We start from the raw sequence: 26,690 nt of genomic DNA on the forward strand, positions 1-26,690 counted from the left end.
ATCTCCTTTCTATTTTTGTTCATTATACCACATTATTCCATTTATAGACTTTCTTTTTTAGCTATATTTACTGCTCCTTAAACCAGTTCTCCCATCATGCCATCATTGTAAGGTTCTGTCAGCTTTACTTCTACGATGGTATTGAGCATCTCCTCCGCCTTCTCCATATGTTCTGTTTTTATATATGTCTTAATATAGTTGCCTGTATACCCTGTGATCATTATTTTCTCCTCATATACCTCCTCAAGAAGAACTTTTTCAATATTGCCTTTATTACGTCTGAAAAATTCTGCCGCCGCCATCCTTCCCGCTTTATGCAACTTATCGCTTCTCCTGTTTTTTACCTGAGGCGCTATATGTCCCTTCATTTCGGCCGCTTTTGTAAACGGCCTCTTGGAATATTTAAAAATATGGGTTTTACAAAATCCGCACTGCTCCACGAGACTGCAGCTTTCTTCAAAATCCTTCTCCTTTTCTCCCGGAAACCCTACTATAATATCAGTTGATATCCCATATAACGGATCAAATTCTTTCAGAACCTTCACTATATCCATATATCCTTTTCTGTCATATGGTCTGTTCATGGCACAAAGGATATCGTCGCTGCCACTCTGAGCAGAAAGATGCAGATGGTGACATAATTTTTCATATTTCAAAAGTCTTTTGACATAATCGGCATTAACTACAGCAGGTTCAAGTGAACTTAAACGTACCCTAAAGTCTCCCTGCATTTTATCAAGAGCTGCAATTATCTTTTCGACTCCATAAAGCTGTGGCTTTCGCTCATTCTTATTTTCCATATCATAAAGTGCAGTATTTATTCCTGTCAAAACAAGTTCCTTATAACCGGCCTTTATAAGCTGCTCTGCCTCACTTATGATCTCGTCAAAATCTCTGCTTCTCACCTTGCCTCTGGCATATGGGATAACACAATATGTACAAAATCTGTTACATCCCTCCTGGATCTTTATATAAGCTCTCGTCCTGTTTTCAGAATCGCTGATGATCCCTATATCATCATACACGTCGAGTTCTTCATACCCTTTTATATGTATCTGCTTTATCCTCTCCTGCATGAATCTGGATACATACTGTGTAAGGCGGCTCTTTTCATTGGTTCCTGCAACGATATCCACACCTTCCACTGCTGATACTTCCTCCGGCTTTATCTGAGCATAGCAGCCTGTTACTGCAACTATACTATGGGGATTTACCTTTTTCATCTTCCGTATATACTGTCTTGACTTCTTATCAGCCACAGCAGTAACCGTACATGTATTTATGACATAAACATCGGCAAACTCTCTTTCATTCACGACCTCATACCCTGCTGCCCTGAATTTTTCAGAAATTGCCTCTGTCTCATATCTGTTAACTTTACATCCTAATGTATGAAACGCAACCTTCATCATATGCCCTCCTAATTCATTATAACACAGCTGCTATACACATAAAACAAAGGATACGTTCATATTTTTAAATAGTCAAGGAGGTTTTTATGGAAAAGAAAAAAGCCAAAGCCATGGTAATAAGCATATTAGCCATATGTACCGCTTTATCATTATGTTTTTCTGTACTTTTATCAGACCCTGCTGCTCTTACAGGCAAAAAAGTAAAAGACAATCAGAACCCCATAAAATGGGTGGAATTCAATATACCTTATGAAGTCCTCAAGCGTGCTATGGATATCGACATAGATACATATGATGAACAAACACACATAGACTGGGTAGATATTCTGGCCTATCTGGGTGCCAAATACGGCGGTAATTTTGATAATTACAAAAAACAGGACATGGACAGCTTCGTCTCTGAGGTAAAAAAAGGCAAATCAACAGCAACCATAACCAAAGACATGGAATACTTCAACTACTACAGCAGAGCTTATGGAGCTGTGCTGAATGGCTTTCTTGGAGAATATCAGATAAAGATACCAGACAAAGAATCAGGAGAGGAAACATGGAAAAAGGCTTATGGACTCAAAGCTTTCTCTCCCATCGCTGATGGATTTTATTATTCCGATTTTGATGATTTCGGAGAAAACAGAAGTTACGGATACAGCAGAAGACATTTAGGACATGATATGATGGCTTCTGTCGGCACTCCTGTTATCGCTGTTGAAAGCGGTACAATCGAAGCTCTCGGATGGAATCAGTACGGAGGCTGGAGGCTTGGTATAAGAAGTTATGACAAACAGCGATATTATTATTATGCTCACCTTCAAAAGGACGATCCTTACGCCGATAATCTATATGTTGGAGCAACCGTCACAGCCGGTGATGTCATAGGATATACCGGACAGACCGGTTACAGCCTCAAAGAAAACACCAATAATATCGACACTCCACATCTTCATTTCGGCATGCAGCTTGTATTTGATGAAGAAGCAAAAGACAGCCCCACTCAAATATGGATAGATCTTTACTCTATAACCAAGCTCCTGTCATCTCACCGCTGCACTGTAATAAAAAATGAAACCACAGGAAAATATGAAAGAAAATATCCTTTTATCGAAAAAAACCACTATCTTGAAGAAATGCAGGCCTCTGCAGAAACGTCAAACGCTAACGAAATACAGCTCCCCATAATTATGTATCACTCTATATTAAAAGAAAACAAAAATAATAATAAATATATCGTTTCTCCCAAGCTTTTTGAGGAAGATCTCAAATATCTGAAAGAACAAGGATATACTCCTGTTTTCATGAAAGATGTAATATCCTTCGTAGAAGGGAAAAGCAAACTTCCCAAAAAGCCTATCGTTATCACCTTCGATGACGGATATTACAATAATTATTATTACGCTTATCCACTCCTCAAAAAGTATAATATGAAGGCAGTTATCTCAGTAGTGGGAAAAATGTCTGACGAGTTTTCAAACAGTAATGATAAAAACCCCAATTATGCTCACGTAACATGGGACGATATCCTGGAAATGCATCTTTCAGGATACTGGGAAATACAAAACCATTCCTATGACTGTCATACATATGACCAAAGAAATGGAGTTTCCCAGGTATCAAATGAAAGCGACAGCCATTATAAATCGTTTCTTACCTCTGATATATGTCATCTGCAGGACAAAATAGCCTATGTAACAGGTGTTGCTCCCAATACCTTTACATATCCATTCGGCGCTTTTAATGAAAATACAGACACTGTACTGAAAGATATCGGCTTCAAGGCAACCTTGAGTTGTACAGAAGGAGTAAGTACCGTAAAAAAAGGAGACCCACAATGCCTTTATAAACTAAAGCGACATTTGAGACCTCCCGATATTCCTGCAAAAGAATTCTTTACATTCCTTCAATAATATACGCAGTATAAAAATCCCACTGTTTCCTCAGAAATATGATAAAATATATTTCTAATGAAATTCTAATCTTTCTTAAATAATTATCTAATATCTGTTGTTTATCATTATCTCATATCAAACAACAGCCGGCAGTGTTGATATCGCAGAAACACAAAAAGATATTTCGCATGAATCAAAGGAAGAAAGGGAAAATATGGATAATATAGAAAAAGCAGAAAAACTGAAAAGAAGAGCTAATATTTCTTATGAAGAGGCAAAAGAGATTTTGGAACAATGTGACTGGGATCTTCTGGATGCAGTTATCGAACTCGAAGCAAGAGGCAAGATAAAAAGTGAAAACTCCGGTTCGTATACTGCTCCTTCCAACACTCATCAAGAAGTACCGAAAAATCCGAAACAAGTTGCGGAAACTTACCAGAATTACGACAAAAACAAGAAAAAAGAGAGAAGTTTTTTCAAAATTATATGGGATGGCATAGTCTTTCTTCTCAAAAAGGGGTGTGAAAATACATTTATCGTATCTAAAAACGGCAGAAATATCATGGATATTCCCGTTATACTTCTTGTAATACTGATGGTAATATCTTTATGCACAGTACTCATAATAATGCTGATAGCCCTATTCTGCGGCTACAGGTACAGTTTTTCGGGACCTGATCTTGGCAATGATAAAGTAAACTCAGTCATGAACAAAGCCGGAGACGCTGCTGAAAATATAAAAGATGAATTTTCCTGCAAAGATGCCTATCCGAACAGTTCTGAAAATCGTGAAAAAGATACCGAAAACAATAAAAATGAAACACAGGAAAATTAATATACGAGTAAAAAGGAAATTAGATATACATGTCAGAAAAAATACTTATCATTGAAGATGAAGAAAAAATTGCAAGATTTATAGAGCTGGAGCTTTCCCATGAAGGATATGAAACAACAAAAGTATTCAATGGAAGAAACGGACTCGAAATGGCCCAGTCAGGCCATTTCGATCTTATCCTTTTGGATATAATGCTTCCCCAAATAAGCGGTCTTGAGGTGCTTCGCCGGTTGAGAAGATCTTCCCATGTCCCGGTCATACTGCTGACAGCACGTGACGCAGTTATGGACAAAGTATCAGGCCTTGATATGGGTGCCGACGACTACATAACAAAACCTTTCGCTATAGAAGAGCTTCTGGCCCGTATAAGGGTCTGCCTCAAACACAGAAAAACAGCCGGTTTTGAGGACAACATGCTGACAGCAGGAAAATTATGTCTTGATACCTCATCAAGACGCGTAACATATGATAATAATGATATACAGCTTACCAACAGAGAATTTATTCTTCTAAGAACCCTCATGGAAAACAAATCAATAGTTTTATCAAGAGACACCCTGCTCAACAAAGTCTGGGGATATGATTACATGGGAGAAACCAACATTGTCGATGTGTATATCTATTATCTGAGAAATAAGATAGATGATGTATTCAACGATAAGATAATACGAACCGTACGAGGCGTGGGGTATATAATAAAATGAGTGACAATAAGCATACAAAATCCATATCAAGAAAAATAAACGCTGGCAACTTTTCTCAGCTGCTGTCATCTTTTATACTAATAGACATTCTGATTATAGTCATCTCTGTCTCTATGTGGTGTTACAGCGCAGAAAAAAAAAGCAGCAGTACTCTTAAAGTATTTTCTGACAGAAAATTCTCATCAGTTACATCGCTGAAAATAGAAGAAAACGATCGATCATCAGATGAATATAAAGCCACAATTCAATACAAAGAAACCGATAAAAACCGTTTCACTTTCATATTTCCTAAAAAATTTGAAAAATTTTTAATGAAAACCGTATATGTATATAAAGATAGCAACGATTTTGAACATTTTCTTTACAGCGGAGACTTTCTTGTAAATCTAACATCCTGTCTCTATGTACTAATTTTTACAGAAATGATCACTCTATTTTCCTGTGCAGTTTCAGGGGCCTCTAAAATAAGACGTCATCTGGCGCCCCTAGATGAGTTGGCCTTTAAAGCACATATCCTGGGAAACACTACTGACTTTGACCAGCAAGCATTCGCTGAACTGGAAAATGCCATAAATGCCATAAGTCCTGCCAAAGAAGGAGTTAGGCTCCGCACCGGCAATGCTGAAATGATACAGCTCGAAAACTCTATCAACAATTTGCTGGACAGAATGAGAGACAGCTACAGACAGCAGTCCAGATTCGTTTCAGACGCCTCTCACGAGCTGCGCACACCGCTTTCAGTATTACAGGGTTATGTAAATATGCTGGACAGATGGGGAAAAAATGATGAGAAAATACTAGATGAATCTATAGATGCCATAAAAAGTGAAACCCAACATATGCAAAAACTTGTAGAACAGCTGCTTTTCCTTGCAAGAAGTGACAGTGGAAAGACAAAACTCAATATACAAGCCATATCACTCAATGACATGATGCAGGAAGTATATGAAGAATCAACAATGATAGATCACAAACATAAATATATTTTTAAACCGGCAAAAGAGGACATACAGGCATACGGTGATATATCAATGCTTAAGCAGACAGTCCGCATACTGTTGGATAATGCTGTCAAATATACTCCTGAAGGATCATCCATCATATTAAAAACTATGCTGACCAATAATACGCCTTCCTTTATAGTCCAAGACGAAGGCATAGGTATCAGAGGAAACGATATTCCTCACGTCTTCGAACGTTTTTTCCGTTCTGATCCGGCAAGAAGAAAAGACAACGGAGGAACAGGTCTGGGTCTTTCCATCGCAAAATGGATAATAGACAAACATGGCGGATATTTCAGCATACTGTCGCGTGAAGACATAGGAACCAGAATAACAGTCAGTCTGCCGCAAAAGAATTTATAGCAACTGCATTCCTTATACTATCCTGTTAAGACGCCCTCCTTTAAGAAAACTTTTAAGATTTTCTGCACATGTTTCTATTACGATTCTCCTCGTTTCTAAAGGAGAAAAACCTATATGAGGAGTGATAAAACAATTTTCAAGAGATAAAAGCGGATTGTCTTTTTCAGGTGGTTCCAAAGCCATCACATCTATCGCAGCTGCCGAAATCTTCCTTGATTTCAAAGCCCGGGCCAGAGCATTTTCATCTATAAGCCCGCCTCTGGCCGTATTGATAAGTACAGCGCCATCTTTCATATTGTTTATAAAATCTTCGTTAACAATTCCGGCGTTGTCTTCTGTTAGGGGGCAGCTCAGTGATACCACATCAGAAGATATGGCGGCGCTCGGATTGCGACTGTATATGTTCACCTTCATTCCAAGAGCCTTTGCGATCTCTGCTATCCTCTTTCCGATAGCCCCATAACCTATTATTCCGATAGATTTTCCGCAAAGCAGGGTTATAGATACATCAGAAAATCCACCGTCACTTTTACTGTTCCATTTACCGTTTTTCACTGCGTCATCATATATATGTATCTTGTTAGTTACATACAGCAGAAGAGCTGCCGCATGCTGTGCAACAGCATCCGACGCATATGCGGGAACATTGGTAACTGCTATTCCCAGCTCTTCTGCTGCTTCTGTATCAACGTTGTCAAATCCTGTAGCTGCTATTCCTATATACTTCAGATCAGTGAACTGTTCCATGATTTTCCTGTCTATTATTACAGAATCTGTAATGATAGCTTCTGCTCCTATAAGCCTCTCTTGCATCTGCTCTTTTTCAGTCTTTTCATACCACTGAAATGTACAAAAATGTTGAAAAGTTTTCCATGATATATCTCCGGGATTCACCCCTGCACAGTCCAAAAATACACATTTCATGTCATCATAACTCCATTTCATATATGATCATTGATAATGCCGCAAGAGATGCTGTCTCAGTTCTCAAAATCGTTTTACCCAGCGATACTGATTTTCCTCCGCTTCCGGTAATTCTTTCAGCTTCTTCCCGGGAAAATCCTCCCTCAGGTCCTATTATGACGGCTATACTCTCCACATTCAGCTCTTTGGCATTGTCTGATGAGCCATTTTGCTGTCTCAGAACATCCTTTATCGTCACGCCATCTTCATTTTCATATGGAAACAGAACAAGATCAAAGTCACCGAATGAATCTATCACCTCCGTCATTTTAACAGCTTGTGATATCTGCGGAATTATCCCGCGTCTGCATTGTTTAACCGCTTCATCCGATATCTTCTGCCACCTCTGTATTTTCTTACTGAAATTACCCTTATCAGACACCACTGTCCTGTCAGTAAATACAGGAATTATACTGCTTACGCCAAGCTCTACGGCTTTCTGTACTATCAGCTCCATCTTTCCCTGTTTAGGTATGCCCTGAAACAACGTTATCTTGATATCAGGTTCCGAAGAAAATTTTTGTTTATCCAAGATCAAAACTTTTGCGCAGTCTTCATCAATAGACACTATTTCAGTCCTGTATTCCCAAACTTGCGAATCTGAAATATCCAGCCTGTCACCTGCCGAAAGACGCAGCACTCTCTCCATATGGTGCAAATCGTTTTTATCATCTATCGTGATATACTTTTCTCCTACATTCTCAGGAGGAACAAAAAATCTTCTCATTACTTACCTTCTTGCCACTATGGCACACCACTCGCCGTCTTCTTCTATTTCAAGTATTTCAAAACCTGCATTCCTTATAGCTTCAGATACAGTCTCCTTCTTTTCTGTCAATATACCTGAGGATATGAATATTCCTCCATCTTCCATATGATTTGCTGCACTTTCAGCAAGCACCATAACAAGATCTGCCATCAGGTTAGCCACAATAATATCAGCTTTAAAATCTATTCCTTTTGTCAGATCTCCCTGAACTACAGACACATTATTTAAAACTCCGTTGAGTTTTACGTTTTCCTCAGCTACACTTACAGCATCCTTATCTATCTCAACAGCCATGACCTCGCCTGCCCCTAAAAGAGCAGCAGCTATGGAAAGGATACCTGACCCGCATCCTATATCAAGAACCTTTTTATTCTCAGGAAAATCGCTGAGATACTTTTCCATCAGCCTGAGACATAAAGAAGTAGTCTCATGAGTTCCTGTTCCAAAAGCCATTCCCGGATCTATCTGGAGTACGATTTCTCCATCGCCGGCGATGTACTCTTCCCACGTTGGTTTCACCACTATACGCTTGGTTATCTTAGAAGGCTTGAAATTTTCCTTCCATTTATCCTTCCAATCTTCATCATCTACAGTCACCGCCTCTGCATATAACCTTCCGAAGTCTACGTCCCAACCGTAGAGGCCTTCAAGCTCCTTGCTCTTAAGCATCATCACTGCTATTTTAAGTTCCTGTATTTTTTCTCTGTTTTCCGGAGTATCTTCAAAATAAGCTGAAATACTCGGTTCACGCTCAAGATCTTCCTTAAGCTGATCATCTACATAATCCCAGTCGTACTCATTCTTTTTATTCAAAATATCTTCCATATCAGCCGGATCTGTTATGGAGACACTATCTATTCCTTTTGACATAAACATAGCAGTTACCTGCTCTATCCCCTGTCTACTGGCACGTACTTTGAATTCAATATATTTCATATTATTTCCTCCCATTTTAATATGTATGATTATAACAGAAAAGCCCGGATGAGCCAACAGCCTCCGGGCTTTTACGCAATTCCTTAGTGAATATTCATATCATCCAAGCCTGTAGTGATATCTGTTTTTGTATTTTTTAAACATCGCAAATGTAAGCCCCAATGTGGTTATTTCTGCAAATGTGAGCGTCAGGAAAACTCCCGTCATACCAAACAGCCAGCTTAGAAGCATAACACCTATTATATTCATTATCAAAGCTCTGGACATTGATATAAGAGCTGAAACAGGTCCGTTGCCATATGCAGTGAAAAATCCCGAAGCAAATATATTGGCTCCGCACAAAAGCAATGCTCCCGATAAGAATCTTACACCTGTGAGAGCTATATCAAACAGCTCGCTTCCCGGTCTTTCAAAAATCATAACTATATATTTCCCAAACAGCAGACATCCTACGGCGCTTACTATACATGTCACCAGTATAAACCGTTTTGAGTACTTTATGAATATATTTACTTTGTCATAATCCTTTGCTCCGTAAAAATAACTTATCAGAGGAGCGACTCCCATCACATATCCTAAATGTATCGAGATAAGCAGATAATGGATATTCAGTACAATGCTCATGGCTGCAACGCCTACATTGCCTACTATCTTTATAATGACTATATTGAAGAAAAAAGTTGTTATGCCTGACGACGCCTCACTTACCATTTCAGAAGATCCGTTTAAGAAGCAGTGCCCTATGAATCTCCAGTCATTTTTCAATTTAACAAACTTAAGCTTGGTATCAGCAAATATGAAGTATGCGCCCCCTACCAGCATAATGACCACAAAACCGCTTATATTAGCATATGCAGTTCCTTTTATTCCCATATCCATAGGTCCCATAAATATGTAATCAAGGATCAGATGTACAACGCCGCCTGAAAGATACAGAAACAATGTAAAGGCCGGCTTTCCGTCTACTCTTATGAAATATTCAAACAGCTGCCCCAAAAATGCTGCAGGAAATCCCCACACAAGAATCTGAAGATAGTCGCGGCAATATTCTCCCAATTCATCAGTAGCTCCCAAAAAATTTACGATAGGATCCATAAAAATGATACATATCACCGAAAACAAAATACCTGAAATAATAGATACTATACATATAAGGGTATATTTTTCATTTGCTCCCTGCTGGTCACCTTCTCCCATCTTTATAGCCACTATTGCACTTGATCCTGCTGCCAGCATGACAGCAAATCCCCACATAAGTCCCTGCACCGGATAAGCTATAGAAAGACCTGCCAATGCATCTTCTCCTACTAAATTGACTACAAAAATGGAATCCATATTGTAATAAAGACCAATTATAACCATCATCAGTACGGATGGCCATACAAAGTGAATAAACCTTTTAGGTGTAACTTTATCCGAAAAAATAGCTTCCATATATTTACCTCCTGTTTTATAATAAAGTATACTGTAACCATATAGTCAACAATATTTTTAATTTTTAGGAGTAATATAATGGGAAAATTCAGAAAAAAGCCTAAAGGATATTTTACAACAGGAGAATTCGCTAAGCTATGCGGAGTAAAAAAACAAACTCTATTCCATTATGATCAGATCGGAATACTTAAACCCGAAATAATAGGAAGCAATGGTTACAGATATTATTCGGTCCTTCAGTTTGATACCTATAATACTATCGCCATGTTAAAAGAACTCGACATTCCTCTATCTTATATAAAAGAATATCTGGCCAGAAGAAACCCATCATCTTTTCTGATGCTTCTTAAGGAACATGACACACTCATAGATGAAAAAATTTCTGAGCTACTTTGGCTCAAAACTTTTATCAGAGGAAAAATCAAAATAACAGAAGAAGGCATACAAGCCCGTCATAGCTATATCCACATAGAATATCGTCCGCAGGAGCATTATATAATCACCGAATACAGCGGCGGCCCCAATAATATCGACGAATACTCAGCTTATGCCAACCATTTATCCCATTGTCACCAAAACCAAATATTCAGTCCTTATGTGACAGGCGGTCTTATTGCTGTAGACGGAGGATATACATCGGAAAACTACCGTTATTCCCATCTTTATACAAAACTTACTCCGGAAGACATCGGATATTCTTCTGTCAATATAACCACTATTCCTCCAAGAGCTTATGCAGTCATATACAGTACTCTTGGTTTTAATCCTGTATGTTCCATGCTTCCGAGGCTCATTGACTTTGCCGTAAAAAACAATTACATTCCCGGAAAACATTTTTTTGAAGATATCCTTTTAGACAGTGCTTCACGTTCAAGTCTCGACGAATATATTGTAAAAGTAGCCCTTCCCATAAGCGAAAAACCTCAGACATAATTATCTGATACGTCCGGGATCTCAATATATTGATTTCATATCATATATCATACATATCTTCTTTATTTTATGACCTCATTTTTCCATCTGCTGCCATGATATCTCAGGCAAAAACATATTGAACGTACAGCCCAATCCACAACCATTGCGATCCATACTCCCAAAACTCCCAATCCGATATATTTGCCTAACACAATACCAAACATGATCCTGAATATCCACATAGATGCAACACCTACTATCATAGTAAAAGTCACATCTCCCGCAGCTCTCAGTACATTAGGCACAGTAAATGACAGCGGCCAAATAAATATGGCGGACACGCAGTTAACCATTATCAGCTGTGAAGCAAGTTCTCCTGTTTCCTGTGACAACCCGTATATTTTTATGATAAAAGGCATAGCTAACATTATAAGAACATTCGTCAACAGCATGGCAGCATATACCCATTTCAGCAGTTTTTTCGTGTAAAATCTCACCTGCCCATAATCTCCGGCCCCCACACATATACTTATTACTGATACTACGCCATATCCCATTGCCATACCAGGAAGAACAGCTATCATTGAAACAGCATTTGAAACAGCGTTAGCTGCTATTGATACAGTCCCCAAACCTGATATCATGCTGAGCAGTATAAGCTTGCCCAGCTGAAACATACTGTTTTCCACCCCATTGGGAACACCTATCTTTAAAATCTTTTTTATAAATCCCCAGTCAGGCTTTACACCTATACCTCTGCTTATATGTACCTGTCTGTTCTGATTTCTCAAAAGCGCGATCATCACAGCAGCAGCTGTGATTCTTGATATCAGTGTAGGTATGGCGACTCCTTCAACACCTCTGTGAAATCCGAATATCAATATTGCATTGCCGGTCACATTAATAATATTCATCAGCAAAGATACATTCATAGAAGCTTTTGAATTTCCTACACTTCTGAAAAGAGCCGCGCCTGAATTATATATGGATATAAAAGGAATAGATGCTACCACTATGATATAATAAGTATTGCAGTATTCAAGAACATCTTTCTCTATATCTCCGAAAACGAGAGAGAGGAACTGATCTTTAAAGATATACATTATAACAATTATAGCCAAAGTTAAAATTACCGAAAAAACCATGAGCTGATCTGCCGCTTTGTTAGCATTGTCTTTTTTCTGCTGCCCAAGAAACTGGCCTACAACTACTGCTCCACCCGTAGCCAAAGCCGTCAGCACAGTAATAACCAATACCATGACGGAATCCACAAGAGATACAGCCGATACCGCAGCCTCTCCCACACTTGCCACCATCACCGAATCAAGAAGCCCCACCGCAAAAACAAGAAATTGTTCTATAAAAAGAGGCCACAGAAGCTTCATAAGATACTTGTTCGAAAACATCATTTTAGTTCCATTACTCTGCAAATCTTTTTCATTTTCTTTCTTTTTTATCATTTCACACACCACAATGCAAACATACTCACTAACCACAAATAGAGTGTAGATCCTGAGGATCTACACTCTTTGCTTCTTTACAACTTTATGAGAAAAATTCCTTTATTGAATCCAGAAAACTGCTTTTCTTATGATAACATTCACTTGTCACAGTTTTCCCCATAGATGCAATAGCTTTTTTCTGTTTGGAATTAAGCTTCGTAGGCACTTCCAAAGTGACTTTGACGTAAAGATCTCCTTTCTTACTGCTCCTAAGGCTCTTTATCCCCTTTCCTTTGAGTCTGAATACCGTACCGGGCTGTGTTCCGGCCGGAACCTTATAGGAAACTTTCTCTTCCAGGGTAGGTACTATTATATCATCTCCAAGAGCCGCCTGATCAAAAGTTATAGGTATTTCAAGCCATAAATCCTGTCCTCTTCGTTCAAAGAATTTGTGAGGCTTCACATTTATCACTATATACAGATCCCCGTCAGGCCCCCCATTAATCCCGGGCTCGCCCTGACCTTTAATAGGAATAACCGAATCATTATCCACACCTGCAGGTATGTTCACGGAAATAGTTACATTCTCTTTCACTCTTCCCGTTCCCCCACAGTCTCTGCAAGGCGTTTCATTTATCTCTCCTGTACCGTTACAGTCAGGACAAGGTGATACGCTTTGGAATGTTCCCAGCGGCGTCCTCTGAGAAGTCCTAACTTCTCCCGTTCCTCCGCATTTAGGACACTGCTTCTTTGATGTACCCGGCGCCGCTCCGGTGCCGTCACAAGTTTTACATGTTACAAACTTGTTTATGCGGATCTGCTTTTTTGTACCGAATGCAGCTTCCTCAAAATCTATGGTTATAGCCTTCTGAAGATCACTGCCTTTTCTCGGCCCGTTTCTACGCGAACTGCCTCTGCTACCGCCCCCGAAACCTCCAAAAGCACCTCCGAACATATCAAAGATATCTTCAAACCCTCCAAAACCTCCGAAGCCTCCAAAACCACTGCCGCCCCCGAAGCCCGAATTAGGATCTACACCAGCATGACCGAATCTGTCATACTTTTCTTTCTTTTCGGGATCAGAAAGCACTGCGTATGCTTCATTGATTTCCTTGAATCTCTCCTCAGCTTCTTTATCACCCTGATTTTTATCGGGATGATATTTCATAGCCATTTTTCTGAAAGCCTTCTTTATCTCATCATCACTGGCCCCCTTTTGTAATCCAAGGACCTCGTAATAATCTCTCTTATCTGCCATTGATACTTCCTCTATATAAACATAACTTCGCTTGCGGCCTTAAAAGACCGCAAGCTGTTATCATAAATTATTCAATCCATCTCACCGTTATAGCTTATTTATCATCATCTACGACTTCGTAGTCAGCGTCAACCACATTATCATCCTTAGGTGCTGCATTACTATCAGCCGAAGCACCTGCTCCCCCTGCCATATTAGGATCTGCTCCGGCAGCCTGAGCCTGCTGATACATTTTAGCTGAAAGAGTATGGAATTTTTCCGTAAGTTTTTCTGTCTTGTCCTTGATATCATCGATATTATTGGCTTCCAATGCTTTTGAGAGTTCATCTTTAGCCGCATTTATATCATTTTTCTCATCATCTGAAAGTGATCCTTCAAGATCTTTCATATTCTTTTCAGTTTCATATACTAAAGTCTCAGCCTTATTTCTTGCTTCGATCTCTTCTTTCTTTTTCTTATCTTCAGCTGCATATTGCTCTGCTTCCTTAACTTTAGCCTGAATCTCATCATCTGAAAGTTTTGTGGAGGAAGTAATAGTTATGCTCTGCTCCTTACCTGTTCCCATATCCTTAGCGCTTACATTTACAATACCGTTTGCATCGATATCAAATGTAACTTCTATCTGAGGTATTCCACGTGGCGCAGGCGGAATTCCTGTAAGCTGGAATCGTCCCAGAGTAGCGTTATCGGAAGCCATTTCTCTTTCACCCTGCATTACATGGATGTCTACAGCTGTCTGATTATCAGCCGCAGTTGAGAATATCTGACTCTTCTTAGTAGGTATTGTCGTATTTCTTTCTATAAGCTTCGTAGCAACACCGCCTAATGTTTCGATAGACAGTGAAAGCGGCGTTACGTCCAGAAGCAATACATCATTTACTTCTCCCGTAAGAACCCCTGCCTGAATAGCAGCTCCTACAGCTACACATTCATCAGGATTAATCCCCTTAAACGGCTCTTTGCCTGTAACCTTCTTAACAGCATCCTGTACAGCCGGAATTCTTGTTGAACCGCCTACCAATATTACTTTTGATATGTCACTGTTGCTTACACCTGCATCAGCCATTGCTTTCTTCATAGGTTCTATGGTTTTATTCACAAGATCTGCCGTAAGCTGATCGAATTTAGCTCTCGTAATATCCATGTTCATATGAAGAGGACCGCTTTCATTTACTGTTATGAACGGCAGATTTATATTTGTAGTCTGTGCGCTGGAAAGTTCTTTCTTAGCTTTCTCCGCAGCCTCTTTAAGTCTCTGAAGAGCCATTTTATCATTTCTCAGATCCACACCGTTTTCTTTAGCGAAACTGTCAGCCATAAAATTCAGCAAAGCTTCATCAAAATCATCGCCACCCAGCTTATTGTTGCCGTTTGTCGCCAAAACCTCGAAAACTCCGTCACCCAGTTCCAGAATAGATACATCAAATGTTCCGCCGCCCAAGTCATAAACCAAAATCTTATGCTGTGCCTCATCCTTATCAAGACCATAAGCCAATGATGCTGCAGTAGGCTCGTTGATGATTCTCTTTACATCAAGCCCTGCAATTTTTCCCGCATCTTTCGTCGCCTGTTTCTGGCTGTCTGTAAAGTACGCCGGCACTGTAATTACCGCTTCCGTTACCTTTTCTCCCAAATAGCTCTCAGCATCAGATTTGAGTTTTCCCAGAATCATAGCTGAAATATCCTGCGGAGTATATTTTTTACCGTCGATCTCTACTGTATGATCCGTACCCATATATCTCTTGATAGATGCTATGGTTCTTTCCGGATTGGTTATCGCCTGTCTCTTGGCAGTCTCACCTACAAGTCTCTCTCCGTTCTTTGCAAAACCTACTACTGACGGCGTTGTTCTATTTCCCTCAGCATTAGCTATAACAACCGGTTCTCCCCCTTCAAGAACTGCTACACACGAGTTTGTTGTTCCTAAGTCAATTCCTATTACTTTTCCCATTCTATTTTCCTCCTAAATATATTTATATTCGAAAGCTAGCCTACGACTTTTACCATGGACGGCCTTATTACTTTGCCGTTCAAAGTATAGCCTTTCTGCATTACACCGGAAACCTTGCCGCTTTCGTATTCTTCAGTTTCCTCTGTCATCACGGCATTGTGGAAATTAGGATCAAACTCCTCTCCCAGTGCCGGAATTTCTGCTAAGCCTGCTTTTTTAAGAACATCGCTCAGCTGTTTAAATATCATTTCCATACCTTCCTTGAAGCCGTCGCCTACTTCTTCATGTTCCAGAGCCCTTTCAAAGTTATCTATGACATCAAGCATTTCAGTAACCAGTTTCTCGTTAGCGTATGAATAAAGATCTGTTTTTTCTTTTTCTACCCGTCTCTTATAATTCTGAAAATCCGCCATAAGTCTCAGGTATCTTGTATCTCCGTCTTCGGCGTCATCCTTATTGTCCGAAACATCATCTGAATTCTTGGAAGTCTCTTCCTTCTGTTCTTCTTTCTCTGACTTTCCGTCTTCTCTTCCTTCTTTTTCAGGATCTTCCGAAGTTTCCTCCGTATTTTCTTTTTTTATATCTTCCATATCAACTTTTGTCATCCTTGTCTCCTTCCGTGATCATAAACGCTTTGCTTATATTATCTGTAAGATACTCAACAACTGATGTGACTTCTCCGTATCTCATTCTGGTCGGACCTATCACACCTATCTTTCCTACCATTTTACCATCGACATGATATGTCGCTGTGATCAGACTGCAATCCTGCATTAATTCATTTTGATTCTCATTGCCTATAGTTATTATCACTCCGTTATCCCTGTTTATCAGAGTTTTAGTGAAGTCTTCCTTCTTGCTGACCATCTCCAGAAACAATTTTGCTTTGTCCAGATCATTATATTCAGGTATAGAAAATATATTGGTGAGTCCGTCCATATAAAGATTCACATTAAGCATATCCTCTAAAGTTCTTACGAAATTAGGTACGATATCTTTCTCAAACATAGCCATTGACTCCGCATCAGCTTTAAAGGTCTTGATTATATCAAAAGTCAACGCCTCGCTAAGCGTTTTACCTCTGTAATTATACGTCATCATCTTCGCCAGTATCCTTAGAGTTTCCTCAGAGGCCGGTTTGTTTAAGTGTACCGACGTATTGGATACCTTGCCACTTTCTGACACAAGCATAAGGACAACTGTAGACTCGTCTACCGGAAGAAGATTTATATATTTCAGTGTATCTTGATCCTTCTTAGGTGTCAGTGCAAAAGCTGTCAGATTGGTTATCTCAGACAGTATGTGAGCCGCTCTTTTGACTATATTCTCCAGCTCTGTCACATTGCTGTGAAGCTGCATGGCTATTGCATCCTTCTCTTCACTGGTAAGCTCACGCTTACTCATCATCTCGTTTACGTAAAGCCTGTATGCCTTCTCGGAAGGCACTCTTCCCGAAGATGTATGTGGATGTGTCAGATAACCAAGTTCTTCAAGATCTGACATTTCATTTCTTATAGTCGCAGGACTTACTCCCAGCTCATAATTTTTTGATATGGTTCTTGATCCTACCGGTTCTGCAGTCCTGATAAAGTCAGCGATGATGGCCTGTAATATCTTCAATTTTCTTTCGCTTAAATCCATCTTAGGCCTCCTGTTGTTAGCACTCATTATCTCCGAGTGCTAATCACAGTTTAAATTTACCACCCGTACACAATAATGTCAACACTTATTTAAAAAATTTTTTAATAACTTTTAAATTTCTACAGATATAAATCTTTTGGAACTGAAAAGATAAAGATATCTTTCTTTTACTTTTTTTTCAGATGCGGCTTCCAGTGCTTCACTATATATCCTTATCTGGGCTTTATAACGTTTTATCATTTCCTCTTCATGATGTTTGTCAGCAATATAACTGTTCTTATAATCGATCAGAACCATGCCGTCCTCTTCCTCAAAATAACAATCTATTATTCCCTGCACTATAGCTTCGATTCCATTTATCTCCTTTCTCATTATAAACTCACGCTCTTTATGCAAAGACTGTGACATCGCAGCTCGTCTTCCTATTTCCGCTTCAAAAAATGCCGCTATATTTTCCTTTCTTATCCGTTTTTTCTCTTCCTCTGAAATAATTTCATTCCTATACAGTTTTTCTACAGCTTCTGCTATATATGGCAATCCCTCCTCTGCCGCTCTTTTAAAGTCAAGTTTTTCCATCACAAGATGCATCAGTGTACCCATTTGCACAGAATCCGTCCCTTTCTCTTTTTCGGAAAAAACAGGTCGCCTAAGCTCTTCTGCCCCATACTGCTTTTTCTGCTGCTCGATCTCCTGTCTGTTAATTTCCGTAACAGAATACTTTGATTTCACGCCTGCAGTATCCATAAAAGGATAAACAAATGACAGCCTGCTGTCGATACGACTTATTAACTCTTCATCTCTCTCTGCCCTGCTCCTGTTAAATACATCTGCCATACGTACCTTCGACCATGTATGTTCCGACTCGTAAAGTTCCTCGCTGCCGTCCTCATGTATCTTTATAACATCGCCGGCCTCCCTCATCGGTTCGTAGACCATCTCAAGAAATGATTTGCCCCTGCCTATGATTTCTTCCAACTTTTCCGGTTCTTTTACAGTCCCTGCAAGAATCAGCTTATCCATAGCCCTCGTCATCGCTACATAAAGAATTCTTATTTCTTCTTCAAACTCTTCTTTTGCTTTTTTAGCGTCTATAACCCTCTGCAGCAGAGTTTTTCTATGCCATTTTTCCTGAAGATTGACATGAGGCATACCTAAAGCAAAGTCCTTATGCATTACAGTAGAATTGCCTGTCCCCCTATACCTTATCTGCCTGCCTGCTCCTGTAAGTATAACTATGGGGAATTCCAGTCCTTTGCTCTTATGAACAGTCATTACTCTTACAACATTGTCATTTTCACCTAAAGTCTTAGCCTCTCCTACAGACAGATTATTTTTCTTCATGGCTTCTATATATGATATGAATCCAAAAAGGCCACTGTGGCTGTTCTGTTCAAATTGTCCCGCCTTTTCCGCCAGAAGCCTCAGATTAGAGATACGCTGTTTCCCCACAGGAAGCCCGCTGCAGTAATCAAAATATCCCGTCTCATACATAAGTATCCTTACAAGTTCCTCCAGAGTAATTGTATTTTTCAGTTCTTTCCAAAACTCTATCTGCTTTAGCATTGACTTTATTTTGGTACGCAGTTTTCTATCGTTTCCGTTTTCTGCAAAAGCTTTCACTGCATCATAAAAACTTCCGTCTTTAAATTCGATTCTTATATATGCCAATTCTTTCACATCAAAATCAAACACAGGGCATCTCATTACCGAGATCAAAGGAATGTCCTGCCGTGTATTATCAATCACTCTAAGCAGATTCACAAAAACCTGTATCTCTACAGTCTCAAAATATCCTCCTGTATTCTCCCCATAAGCAGGAATTCCCTCATTATTAAGAAATCGCTCCAGTGAACTGATTGCCGCTTTGCTCCTTGAAAGTACCACTATATCTTTATATTCGATATTTCTGATTTCACCTTTTTTAACATCATAGATCTCTCTGCCCAGATTTTCTTTTATAAGTCTGAGAATCAACTGTTCTTCCGGTTTCAGATCTCCGTATCTGTTCACCTCGGATGCAGACGAAACTATATGACACTCTGTATCGCTTCCGGGATATATGGGATCTATACTGCAGCTCAATCTGGCATTGTCATCATAATCCTCCATTACTGATTCGAATACTCTGTTTACTGTTTCTGTAATTCTTCGTTTACTTCTAAAATTATTATTGAGATCTATTTTTATACTTTCCACCTGCGACGGCTGAGAGTACTCATAATATTTCCTCTTGAAAATTTCCGGCTCTGCCAGCCTGAACTTATATATACTCTGTTTAACATCTCCCACCATAAACAGATTGTTATTGCCTGCTATCCTTTCTACAATAGATTCCTGAAGCATATTGCTGTCCTGAAATTCATCTATGAATATATACTTGAACCTCTCTTTATATTCTGCAGAAACCATATCATCTTTCAATATATCTATGGCATAATGCATAACATCATCAAAATCCACCATGTTCCGATCTGCTTTTTTCTGTTTGAAAATATTTTCAAACTCTGAGATAAGCCCCATCATATAACAGGTATCTTCATAACCGTTCTTAAGCTCTGTATCATATTCCCTTAAAGATCTCTGAAAGTACCTTTTCTTCAAATCGTCCAATATCTTCTTCCCGTTTTTTCGCAAAGAAGCAACGATCTCTTTTACATCCTCATAAATTTCCTTCTGCTCTTTAGACACTCGCATCTGATTGAACTTGATGTCAGACAGAAATGCACTGAAAACATCAAGCCGCTCAGCAACTAATGTCTTCGCTTCTGCTTTTTCTATAACATCAAAAATACGCCCTGCATCTTCAAATGCCTTCCCGCAAAGACCTTCTATTCCCGTTTCATCAAGAACCTCAGCAGCTTTTTCATATAACCTGAAAGCATCTTGCAATCTTTCTGAAATTTCATCTGATATGAATTCCAAAAGTCCCAGAGCCTCAGCAGGAGATGGAGATTTCAAAAGCTCGGTCTTTTCTTTTACCCATCTCATATAGTCAGGAATGCTTCTCATTTCATTGTACAGGGAAATTATATTTTTCTTTATTTTATTCTCATTTCTGTCACTGCTGTATTTTTTCAGAAACTCTTTGAATCTGTCATAATCGTTTGTAAATCTTTCCTCAAAAAGCTGATCTGCGGATTCGTTTTTCATGATGGAAATCTCCGTTTCATCACCAATCTTAAATCCCGGCTCCAGATCCGTAATATAAAAATACCTCCTCATAATTTCCAAAGCAAATGTATGAAAAGTGCTTATATTAGCCTTCGGTATAAGTGAAAGCTGTCTTTTAAGAAATCCTCTGTCGGCCTCCTTTTTTTCCAGCTCCTCTCTTATTGCTTTTTCCAGGCGTGCTTTCATTTCTGCCGAAGCAGCGTTGGTAAATGTGGTTATTAAAAATCTGTCTATATCAGTTTTTTCTTCTATTACAAGCCTCTTTATTCTCTCAATAAGAACAGCAGTCTTACCTGATCCTGCTGCAGCAGATACCAGTATATTCTTGTTTCTGGTCTCTATAGTTTCTCTCTGTGACTGTGTCCAATTCATAAAAGCCCTCTCAAATCTTCCGTTATATTACTGTTTATTATATCAAATTATTATTTTCATAACAAATAATAAGATGATAGTGTATAATATAGATAATTTAGTGACAATGCGAGGTGAAAATATGAAGAAATTTAACCGTCCGACCATGCTCATGATCTTAGACGGATACGGACTTAATAAAGAAACTGCCGGCAATGCTATTGCAGCCGCGCACAAACCCAATCTTGATAAAATATTCGAAAAATATCCTTTCACATCTCTTAAAGCATGCGGTCTTGATGTAGGGCTCCCTCAAGGACAGATGGGAAATTCCGAAGTGGGACATCTCAATATCGGAGCCGGAAGAATAGTTTATCAGGATCTTACCATGATTACAAAATCCATAGAAAACGGAACATTCTTTGAAAATCCCGCTCTTTTAAAGGCGATAGATCATGTAAAAAGAAATGATTCCACACTGCACCTTCTGGGACTGCTTTCAGACGGAGGTGTTCACAGTCATATAGATCATCTTCTGGCTCTCACAGATATGGCAAAAGCAAACGGTGTAACAAAACTCTGCGTCCACTGTTTCCTTGACGGACGGGATGTTCCTCCGAGATGCGCACATGAATATATAAATATTCTCAGCAAGCATCTTGAAAAAATCGGAACAGGCACTATAGGAACTATATCCGGAAGATATTACGCTATGGATAGAGATAAAAGATGGGACAGAGTCCAAAAAACATACAATGCCATGACCATGGGAGAAGGTCTTCATGCTATTACAGCAACAGAGGCAATAGACGAAGCTTACAAGCGTGATGAAAACGATGAATTCATTCTCCCCACTGTTATCGATAAAGCTATCCCTGTTTCAGACGGGGATGCCATGATAATGTACAATTTCAGACCTGACAGGGCAAGAGAAATAACAAGAGCTTTTGTAGATAAAAACTTCACAGGTTTTGACAGAGAAAAAACTATCGAAGATCTCTGCTACATCTGCATGACTCAGTACGATGCTGAAATGCCTAATGTAACACTGGCCTTCCCCCCTGAAACTCTTCACAATACGTTGGGAGAATACATCGCAGACCTTGGACTCACCCAACTTCGTATAGCCGAAACAGAAAAATACGCTCACGTGACATTCTTTTTTAACGGAGGCGTGGAAGCACCCAACAGAAACGAAGATAGAATACTCATACCGTCCCCTAAAGTGGCCACCTATGATCTGCAGCCGGAAATGAGTGCTCCTGAAGTTACTGACAAAGTCCTCAATGCAATAAATTCCGATAAATATGATATGATCATACTTAACTTTGCCAATGCCGACATGGTAGGCCACACCGGTATCATGAATGCTGCCGTAAAAGCCATAGAAACATTAGATCTATGCGTACCTAAAATAGTCGATGCCATACTTGCAAAGGACGGACAGATACTGTTGACAGCAGATCACGGCAACGCTGATGTCATGACAGACAAAGAGGGCAACCCGGTTACAGCGCACTCCCTCAACGATGTGCCGCTTGTCCATATAGCAAACCACCCTGTTAAGCTTAAAGACGGCGGCAGGCTTTGCGATATTGCTCCGACAATGCTCAAACTCATGAATCTTGACATCCCTGAGGAAATGACAGGAAAATCTCTCGTATAAAATATAAAATCAGCTGGTGTATTGGCTTACACCAGTTGTTTTCTGTTACAAAGTACAAATTTAAACGTTTCTTACATTTGATTCTTCAATAATTTTTATATCAAAACTAAAAAAACATCACATTAGCAATTCTTCTAATGTGATGTCCACTGTTACGCAGTCTTTAGGCAAACAATACATCCTTATGTTCCAATATGTAATTCACCAGAACATCACTCTTAGTGATATCATTTACCTCGGCAACCTTTGATTCTACGTTTAAAGATGCTTCAAGCGCTTCTATTAAAGTTTTCGTATCCTCTTCGCTTGGATTGCCATTCTCAACTATTTCAACATATTTTTCGCAAGCTTTCTGCAGAACCTGATTAGGTGCTCCTGTTGGAAATCCGCAGAGAAAATATCCATCAAGCCTGAATTTCTCATTTTCGATAATGCTCTTTATTTTTTCTATAAGTTCTTCTTTACTTACTTTCGTACTCATACAAAACCTCCAAATTTATGTACAGTTTAATTATTTATAAATTTCCGGCCAACTTTTTGCCATCAAAGAAAATGGTATCATTTGAATTAAACAGTGTCAAGGCAAAATAAAAAATAAATAAAATAACCGCTGCATAAAATCTGCATTCAGCGGTCATAAAACTTTAACTTAGACTTAAATTGTCTGTCTTATTTTTTCAGGCGTTACTGTCAAAACGCGAGTAAGAAATGGGAAAGCTTCTTTCATCATTTCATATTCAGCTCCCTCCATCAGAAATTCAGCTGTACCATCAATAACAAAGCCTGTTCCCATACCCATTTTGCCCTCTACTTCATGACTGCCTAAAGTAAGGATCATCTTATTCTGAGCATCAATATTCTTCTGTGATCTGTTGAACCACGCTGCAGGAATAAGTATTCTGCCATCATCGGTAATACGAAGATAACTATTCCAAGTATTGGCAACATGAACATTATCGTCTGACCATGATGTTACCGAAACAACACCTTCATGATTTAGCACATCTAAAAACGTTTCACTAAACATAATCAACCTCCAATTAATATATTATTTGCAGAAATAAAACTTTTATCCCTTTGTTTGCATTTTCTTCCTGCTGCTTTATTTACCTACCTTCGATAAGAGACATGCGCATTCGATATGTTTCGTACATGGAAAATTATCAAACGGTTTAACAGATTCTACTTTATATCCATAATACTGCATATAATAAAGATTTTCCGCCAGTGTCTTGGGATTACAAGAAATATATACTATCTGATCTACACCGTATCGGATTATTTTATCAAGAGCATCAGGTGAAATGCCCATCCTCGGAGGATCAACCACTATGACATCCGGTTTTTCCTCAACAGTTTTTAGCATTTCGCAAACATCTCCGGAAATAAACCGGCAGTTATCCAGTCCATTCAAAGCTGCATTTTCCTTTGCTGCTTCCACCGCCTCTTTTACAAGCTCTATGCCTATAACCTTCTTTGCTTTTTTCGCCAGAGTTTGGGTTATGGTTCCGGTACCGCAATAAAGATCGAATACGGTTTTATCCTGAAAATCATCTATAAGATCAAGAGCATACGAATACAGCTTTTCCACTGCATCGACATTAGTCTGAAAAAAAGAAAATGCACTGACTTTAAATTTAAGACCAAGTATCTCCTCCATATAGTACTCACGTCCGTAAAGAATTCTCAGCTCATCGCAGTATACGGCGTCCGCCAGCCTGTCATTAACAGTACGGAGGATGCCTACTATCTTATTTTCCAAAGAAAGCTCCAGCAGCATATCAGTAAATTCCTTTTCGTCAAAGCCTTTCTCTGAGCTGGTGACCACATTAACCAAAAGCTCTCCTGTCCTTATTCCCCTTCTTACTATCAGATGCCTCATAAGCCCCTTATGACTTTTCTTATGGTAATGAGAATATCCCTTCTCAGATGCAAAATTGAGAACGGTTCTCAGGATTTTATTGAAATCATTGTGGACCAACTGACACTGATCTACAGTTACTATAGACATAAAATGTCTTTTTTTGTGCATCCCCAAAGTCATAGGGCCGTCTTTTTCCATATCTCCAAAAGTATACTCCATTTTATTTCTGTAAGCATATCTTTCAGGAGCCGGTTCTATGTCAAAAAGCTGTCCGTATTTTATACTTTTTTTATCAAGAAAACCTTTGACTTCCCCTACTTTATTCTTAAGCTGCTTATCATAATCAATCCCCTGATATACACAGCCGCCGCAGACATTGCTGTCTCTGCAAATTTCCATATTGTAAAATAACCTTTCTATTTCAAATTAAAATCTTCCATAACTGTCGTAAAATTCTTTTTTGTATTCCAAAAACCTATCTTCCTCTATAGACTTTCTTATATGTCTCATGGTATCTATGAGAAAATGAAGATTATGATTTGTCATAAGCATGGAAGACAATATTTCATCGGCTTTGAAAAGATGTCTCAAATACGCTTTTGAATAGTTTCTGCACGTATAACAGTCACAGTTGGGATCAAGCGGTGAAAAATCCTTTGCATACTTTGCATTTTTTATATTCACACGACCCTGTGATGTCATGGCCATACCATGTCTTGCAATTCTCGTAGGCAACACACAGTCAAACATATCTATGCCCCTCTCAACACCTTCGAACAGACAATCAGGGCTCCCAACGCCCATGAGGTATCTGGCCTTATCTTTAGGAAGATAGTCAACACACTCATCCATAATATCGTACATGATGTCTTTAGGCTCTCCAACGCTCAGCCCCCCTACGGCATAACCGGGAAGATCAAGCTCCACTATCTGCTCTGCACTCTCTTTTCTGAGATCTTTATACATACCTCCCTGCATTATTCCAAACAAAGACTGTTTCTCCGTATTCTTATGATATTCTTTGCATCTTTTCAGCCATCTTGTTGTCCGCTCAAGTGAATCCTTAACATACTGCCTATCAGCAGGATAAGGGGCACACTCGTCAAATGCCATCATTATATCAGAGCCAAGAGCATTCTGTATCTCCATTGACTTTTCAGGAGACAGCATATGCTTCGACCCATCTATATGAGAACGAAACTCAACACCTTCTTCTCTTATCTTTCTCATGGCTCCAAGACTGAAAACCTGGAATCCTCCGCTGTCCGTAAGGATAGGCCTGTCCCAGTTCATAAATTTATGAAGCCCTCCGGCAGCTTTCACCGTCTCATGTCCCGGTCTTAAGTACAGATGATATGTATTTGAGAGTATGATCTCTGCTCCCATCTCTCTGACTTCCTCAGGACGCATTGCCTTAACTGTTGCTGCCGTGCCTACAGGCATAAATACAGGCGTCTGTATAACTCCGTGAGGAGTCGTTACACGCCCTCTTCTGGCCCGCGTTTTTTTATCTGTTTTTATCAATTCATATGTAACTGCTGGCATGATTTCTCCCTTTTGATTTTTCCTAAAATATATCTGTATTCAAACTATCATATAATACCATAAAGGTTACAGATACTTCAATATACTGCTGTACTGGTGCAAAAGTTTTTCCATTGAACAACCACAGTTCGCAGGACTTGTGGAAGGGAGGGCGATAGCCTTTATTCCGCACGAAGGCAAGCACAGTTTTTCATAAAGCTTTGACGCTTTGCCTCCTGTGGTAAATATTGCTCCAATACAGGCAACGCTTAATATCTGCCCCATATCATTTGCAACAGGATTCTTTATGCTGCTATCATCAGCACCTTTTATCTCACAGCTTTCCAGCACATCCCACAAAGCTATATTATGCCTTTTAAGAAATTCCTTTCTTTCCTGTACCGTCTCTGGAGTATTTTCATGGAAAAGTTCTCCCAGTACAGGCCAAAACCTGTTTCTGGGATGACCGTAATAAAACCCCTGCTCCCTGGATTTAGGAGACGGCATACTGCCTAAAATCAAAATTTTTGAATCTTTATCAAAAAAAGGTCCAAACTCATGAGTGACCTTTACAAGCTTTGTATCTTTTTTATTCGGCATATCTTCC

At 39.3% G+C, this 26,690-nt stretch carries 22 protein-coding genes; 6 read left to right on the forward strand and 16 right to left on the reverse strand.

The window, feature by feature from the left end; translation table 11 throughout:
- Positions 1–77: 77 nt before the first annotated feature.
- Positions 78–1,412, reverse strand: a complete 1,335-nt coding sequence (gene mtaB / locus H8692_RS10225) for a tRNA (N(6)-L-threonylcarbamoyladenosine(37)-C(2))-methylthiotransferase MtaB (RefSeq protein WP_187525633.1) — start codon at positions 1,410–1,412, stop codon at positions 78–80.
- Between the two features lie 86 nt (positions 1,413–1,498).
- Here mtaB and H8692_RS10230 point away from each other — a divergent pair, with 86 nt between their 5' ends.
- The 4 genes from H8692_RS10230 (at position 1,499) to H8692_RS10245 (ending at position 6,198) form a co-directional block, all read left to right on the forward strand.
- Positions 1,499–3,313 (forward strand): polysaccharide deacetylase family protein, encoded by a 1,815-nt coding sequence (locus tag H8692_RS10230; RefSeq protein WP_187525634.1) that lies wholly within the window; start codon positions 1,499–1,501, stop codon positions 3,311–3,313.
- A 196-nt stretch (positions 3,314–3,509) separates the two neighbouring features.
- On the forward strand, positions 3,510–4,130 hold the full coding sequence (locus tag H8692_RS10235; protein ID WP_187525635.1) for a DUF4342 domain-containing protein: 621 nt from the start codon (positions 3,510–3,512) through the stop codon (positions 4,128–4,130).
- Positions 4,131–4,159: 29 nt separating this feature from the next.
- The gene (locus H8692_RS10240) at positions 4,160–4,834 is read left to right on the forward strand and encodes a response regulator transcription factor (protein ID WP_177270143.1); all 675 of its coding nucleotides are present in this window, start codon (positions 4,160–4,162) and stop codon (positions 4,832–4,834) included.
- On the forward strand, positions 4,831–6,198 hold the full coding sequence (locus H8692_RS10245; RefSeq protein ID WP_243206968.1) for a sensor histidine kinase: 1,368 nt from the start codon (positions 4,831–4,833) through the stop codon (positions 6,196–6,198). Before H8692_RS10240 ends, H8692_RS10245 begins: the two co-directional genes overlap by 4 nt.
- 12 nt (positions 6,199–6,210) lie before the next feature.
- On the opposite strand, the gene H8692_RS10250 is transcribed toward H8692_RS10245, so the two are convergent.
- From H8692_RS10250 to H8692_RS10265, 4 genes are all read right to left on the reverse strand, one after another.
- A complete protein-coding gene (locus H8692_RS10250; protein WP_177270141.1) occupies positions 6,211–7,122 on the reverse strand; it encodes an NAD(P)-dependent oxidoreductase in 912 nt (303 codons plus the stop codon).
- A 4-nt stretch (positions 7,123–7,126) separates the two neighbouring features.
- Positions 7,127–7,888 carry an RsmE family RNA methyltransferase gene (locus H8692_RS10255; RefSeq protein ID WP_177270139.1) on the reverse strand — a complete coding sequence of 254 codons (762 nt, stop codon included), beginning with the start codon at positions 7,886–7,888 and terminating at the stop codon, positions 7,127–7,129.
- A gap of 3 nt (positions 7,889–7,891) precedes the next feature.
- Positions 7,892–8,866 carry a 50S ribosomal protein L11 methyltransferase gene (prmA, locus tag H8692_RS10260; protein ID WP_187525636.1) on the reverse strand — a complete coding sequence of 325 codons (975 nt, stop codon included), beginning with the start codon at positions 8,864–8,866 and terminating at the stop codon, positions 7,892–7,894.
- A gap of 99 nt (positions 8,867–8,965) precedes the next feature.
- Positions 8,966–10,300 carry an MATE family efflux transporter gene (locus H8692_RS10265; protein WP_187525637.1) on the reverse strand — a complete coding sequence of 445 codons (1,335 nt, stop codon included), beginning with the start codon at positions 10,298–10,300 and terminating at the stop codon, positions 8,966–8,968.
- A 78-nt stretch (positions 10,301–10,378) separates the two neighbouring features.
- Between H8692_RS10265 and H8692_RS10270 the strand changes: the two genes are divergently transcribed.
- Positions 10,379–11,233, forward strand: coding sequence for a MerR family transcriptional regulator (locus tag H8692_RS10270; protein WP_177270133.1), 855 nt, complete (start codon positions 10,379–10,381; stop codon positions 11,231–11,233).
- A 62-nt stretch (positions 11,234–11,295) separates the two neighbouring features.
- Here the strand turns inward: H8692_RS10270 and H8692_RS10275 are convergent, their stop codons facing one another.
- The 6 genes from H8692_RS10275 to addA form a co-directional block, all read right to left on the reverse strand.
- On the reverse strand, positions 11,296–12,675 hold the full coding sequence (locus H8692_RS10275; RefSeq protein WP_187525638.1) for an MATE family efflux transporter: 1,380 nt from the start codon (positions 12,673–12,675) through the stop codon (positions 11,296–11,298).
- Positions 12,676–12,760: 85 nt separating this feature from the next.
- Positions 12,761–13,915: a molecular chaperone DnaJ gene (gene dnaJ, locus H8692_RS10280; RefSeq protein WP_187525639.1), complete on the reverse strand. Its 1,155-nt coding sequence runs from the start codon at positions 13,913–13,915 to the stop codon at positions 12,761–12,763.
- A 94-nt stretch (positions 13,916–14,009) separates the two neighbouring features.
- Complete coding sequence (gene dnaK, locus H8692_RS10285; RefSeq protein ID WP_187525640.1) at positions 14,010–15,866, reverse strand: molecular chaperone DnaK; 1,857 nt, start codon at positions 15,864–15,866, stop codon at positions 14,010–14,012.
- Positions 15,867–15,901: 35 nt separating this feature from the next.
- The gene (grpE, locus tag H8692_RS10290) at positions 15,902–16,471 is read right to left on the reverse strand and encodes a nucleotide exchange factor GrpE (protein ID WP_177270125.1); all 570 of its coding nucleotides are present in this window, start codon (positions 16,469–16,471) and stop codon (positions 15,902–15,904) included.
- On the reverse strand, positions 16,458–17,507 hold the full coding sequence (gene hrcA / locus H8692_RS10295) for a heat-inducible transcriptional repressor HrcA (protein WP_177270123.1): 1,050 nt from the start codon (positions 17,505–17,507) through the stop codon (positions 16,458–16,460). Before hrcA ends, grpE begins: the two co-directional genes overlap by 14 nt.
- Before the next feature lie 111 nt (positions 17,508–17,618).
- Positions 17,619–21,050 carry a helicase-exonuclease AddAB subunit AddA gene (gene addA, locus H8692_RS10300; protein WP_187525641.1) on the reverse strand — a complete coding sequence of 1,144 codons (3,432 nt, stop codon included), beginning with the start codon at positions 21,048–21,050 and terminating at the stop codon, positions 17,619–17,621.
- A 121-nt stretch (positions 21,051–21,171) separates the two neighbouring features.
- On the opposite strand from addA, the gene gpmI reads away from it, so the two are divergent.
- Positions 21,172–22,695: a 2,3-bisphosphoglycerate-independent phosphoglycerate mutase gene (gpmI, locus tag H8692_RS10305; RefSeq protein ID WP_187525642.1), complete on the forward strand. Its 1,524-nt coding sequence runs from the start codon at positions 21,172–21,174 to the stop codon at positions 22,693–22,695.
- A 163-nt stretch (positions 22,696–22,858) separates the two neighbouring features.
- Here the strand turns inward: gpmI and H8692_RS10310 are convergent, their stop codons facing one another.
- From H8692_RS10310 to H8692_RS10330, 5 genes are all read right to left on the reverse strand, one after another.
- A complete protein-coding gene (locus tag H8692_RS10310) occupies positions 22,859–23,176 on the reverse strand; it encodes a hypothetical protein (RefSeq protein ID WP_177270117.1) in 318 nt (105 codons plus the stop codon).
- Between the two features lie 174 nt (positions 23,177–23,350).
- The gene (locus H8692_RS10315) at positions 23,351–23,722 is read right to left on the reverse strand and encodes a pyridoxamine 5'-phosphate oxidase family protein (protein WP_187525643.1); all 372 of its coding nucleotides are present in this window, start codon (positions 23,720–23,722) and stop codon (positions 23,351–23,353) included.
- A gap of 75 nt (positions 23,723–23,797) precedes the next feature.
- Positions 23,798–24,958 (reverse strand): 23S rRNA (uracil(1939)-C(5))-methyltransferase RlmD, encoded by a 1,161-nt coding sequence (gene rlmD / locus H8692_RS10320; protein WP_187525644.1) that lies wholly within the window; start codon positions 24,956–24,958, stop codon positions 23,798–23,800.
- A gap of 27 nt (positions 24,959–24,985) precedes the next feature.
- Positions 24,986–26,104, reverse strand: a complete 1,119-nt coding sequence (gene tgt, locus H8692_RS10325) for a tRNA guanosine(34) transglycosylase Tgt (protein WP_177270112.1) — start codon at positions 26,102–26,104, stop codon at positions 24,986–24,988.
- Between the two features lie 66 nt (positions 26,105–26,170).
- Positions 26,171–26,683: a DNA-deoxyinosine glycosylase gene (locus H8692_RS10330; RefSeq protein ID WP_177270110.1), complete on the reverse strand. Its 513-nt coding sequence runs from the start codon at positions 26,681–26,683 to the stop codon at positions 26,171–26,173.
- Between the last annotated feature and the right edge of the window lie 7 nt (positions 26,684–26,690).

Source organism: Lentihominibacter hominis (genome assembly GCF_014385065.1).
GTDB lineage: Bacteria > Bacillota > Clostridia > Peptostreptococcales > Anaerovoracaceae > Lentihominibacter > Lentihominibacter hominis.

Bases quoted from the DNA above. Each gene is read 5' to 3' on its own strand.
- H8692_RS10250 (WP_177270141.1), bottom strand. From the start codon at position 7,122: ATGAAATGTGTATTTTTGGACTGTGCAGGGGTGAATCCCGGAGATATA.
- gpmI (WP_187525642.1), top strand. From the start codon at position 21,172: ATGAAGAAATTTAACCGTCCGACCATGCTCATGATCTTAGACGGATAC.
- H8692_RS10245 (WP_243206968.1), top strand. From the start codon at position 4,831: ATGAGTGACAATAAGCATACAAAATCCATATCAAGAAAAATAAACGCT.
- mtaB (WP_187525633.1), bottom strand. From the start codon at position 1,412: ATGATGAAGGTTGCGTTTCATACATTAGGATGTAAAGTTAACAGATAT.
- dnaJ (WP_187525639.1), bottom strand. From the start codon at position 13,915: ATGGCAGATAAGAGAGATTATTACGAGGTCCTTGGATTACAAAAGGGG.
- rlmD (WP_187525644.1), bottom strand. From the start codon at position 24,958: ATGGAAATTTGCAGAGACAGCAATGTCTGCGGCGGCTGTGTATATCAG.
- H8692_RS10235 (WP_187525635.1), top strand. From the start codon at position 3,510: ATGGATAATATAGAAAAAGCAGAAAAACTGAAAAGAAGAGCTAATATT.
- H8692_RS10275 (WP_187525638.1), bottom strand. From the start codon at position 12,675: ATGATAAAAAAGAAAGAAAATGAAAAAGATTTGCAGAGTAATGGAACT.
- H8692_RS10330 (WP_177270110.1), bottom strand. From the start codon at position 26,683: ATGCCGAATAAAAAAGATACAAAGCTTGTAAAGGTCACTCATGAGTTT.
- H8692_RS10270 (WP_177270133.1), top strand. From the start codon at position 10,379: ATGGGAAAATTCAGAAAAAAGCCTAAAGGATATTTTACAACAGGAGAA.
- prmA (WP_187525636.1), bottom strand. From the start codon at position 8,866: ATGAAATATATTGAATTCAAAGTACGTGCCAGTAGACAGGGGATAGAG.
- tgt (WP_177270112.1), bottom strand. From the start codon at position 26,104: ATGCCAGCAGTTACATATGAATTGATAAAAACAGATAAAAAAACGCGG.
- H8692_RS10310 (WP_177270117.1), bottom strand. From the start codon at position 23,176: ATGAGTACGAAAGTAAGTAAAGAAGAACTTATAGAAAAAATAAAGAGC.
- H8692_RS10265 (WP_187525637.1), bottom strand. From the start codon at position 10,300: ATGGAAGCTATTTTTTCGGATAAAGTTACACCTAAAAGGTTTATTCAC.
- grpE (WP_177270125.1), bottom strand. From the start codon at position 16,471: ATGACAAAAGTTGATATGGAAGATATAAAAAAAGAAAATACGGAGGAA.
- H8692_RS10230 (WP_187525634.1), top strand. From the start codon at position 1,499: ATGGAAAAGAAAAAAGCCAAAGCCATGGTAATAAGCATATTAGCCATA.
- addA (WP_187525641.1), bottom strand. From the start codon at position 21,050: ATGAATTGGACACAGTCACAGAGAGAAACTATAGAGACCAGAAACAAG.
- H8692_RS10255 (WP_177270139.1), bottom strand. From the start codon at position 7,888: ATGAGAAGATTTTTTGTTCCTCCTGAGAATGTAGGAGAAAAGTATATC.
- H8692_RS10240 (WP_177270143.1), top strand. From the start codon at position 4,160: ATGTCAGAAAAAATACTTATCATTGAAGATGAAGAAAAAATTGCAAGA.
- dnaK (WP_187525640.1), bottom strand. From the start codon at position 15,866: ATGGGAAAAGTAATAGGAATTGACTTAGGAACAACAAACTCGTGTGTA.
- H8692_RS10315 (WP_187525643.1), bottom strand. From the start codon at position 23,722: ATGTTTAGTGAAACGTTTTTAGATGTGCTAAATCATGAAGGTGTTGTT.
- hrcA (WP_177270123.1), bottom strand. From the start codon at position 17,507: ATGGATTTAAGCGAAAGAAAATTGAAGATATTACAGGCCATCATCGCT.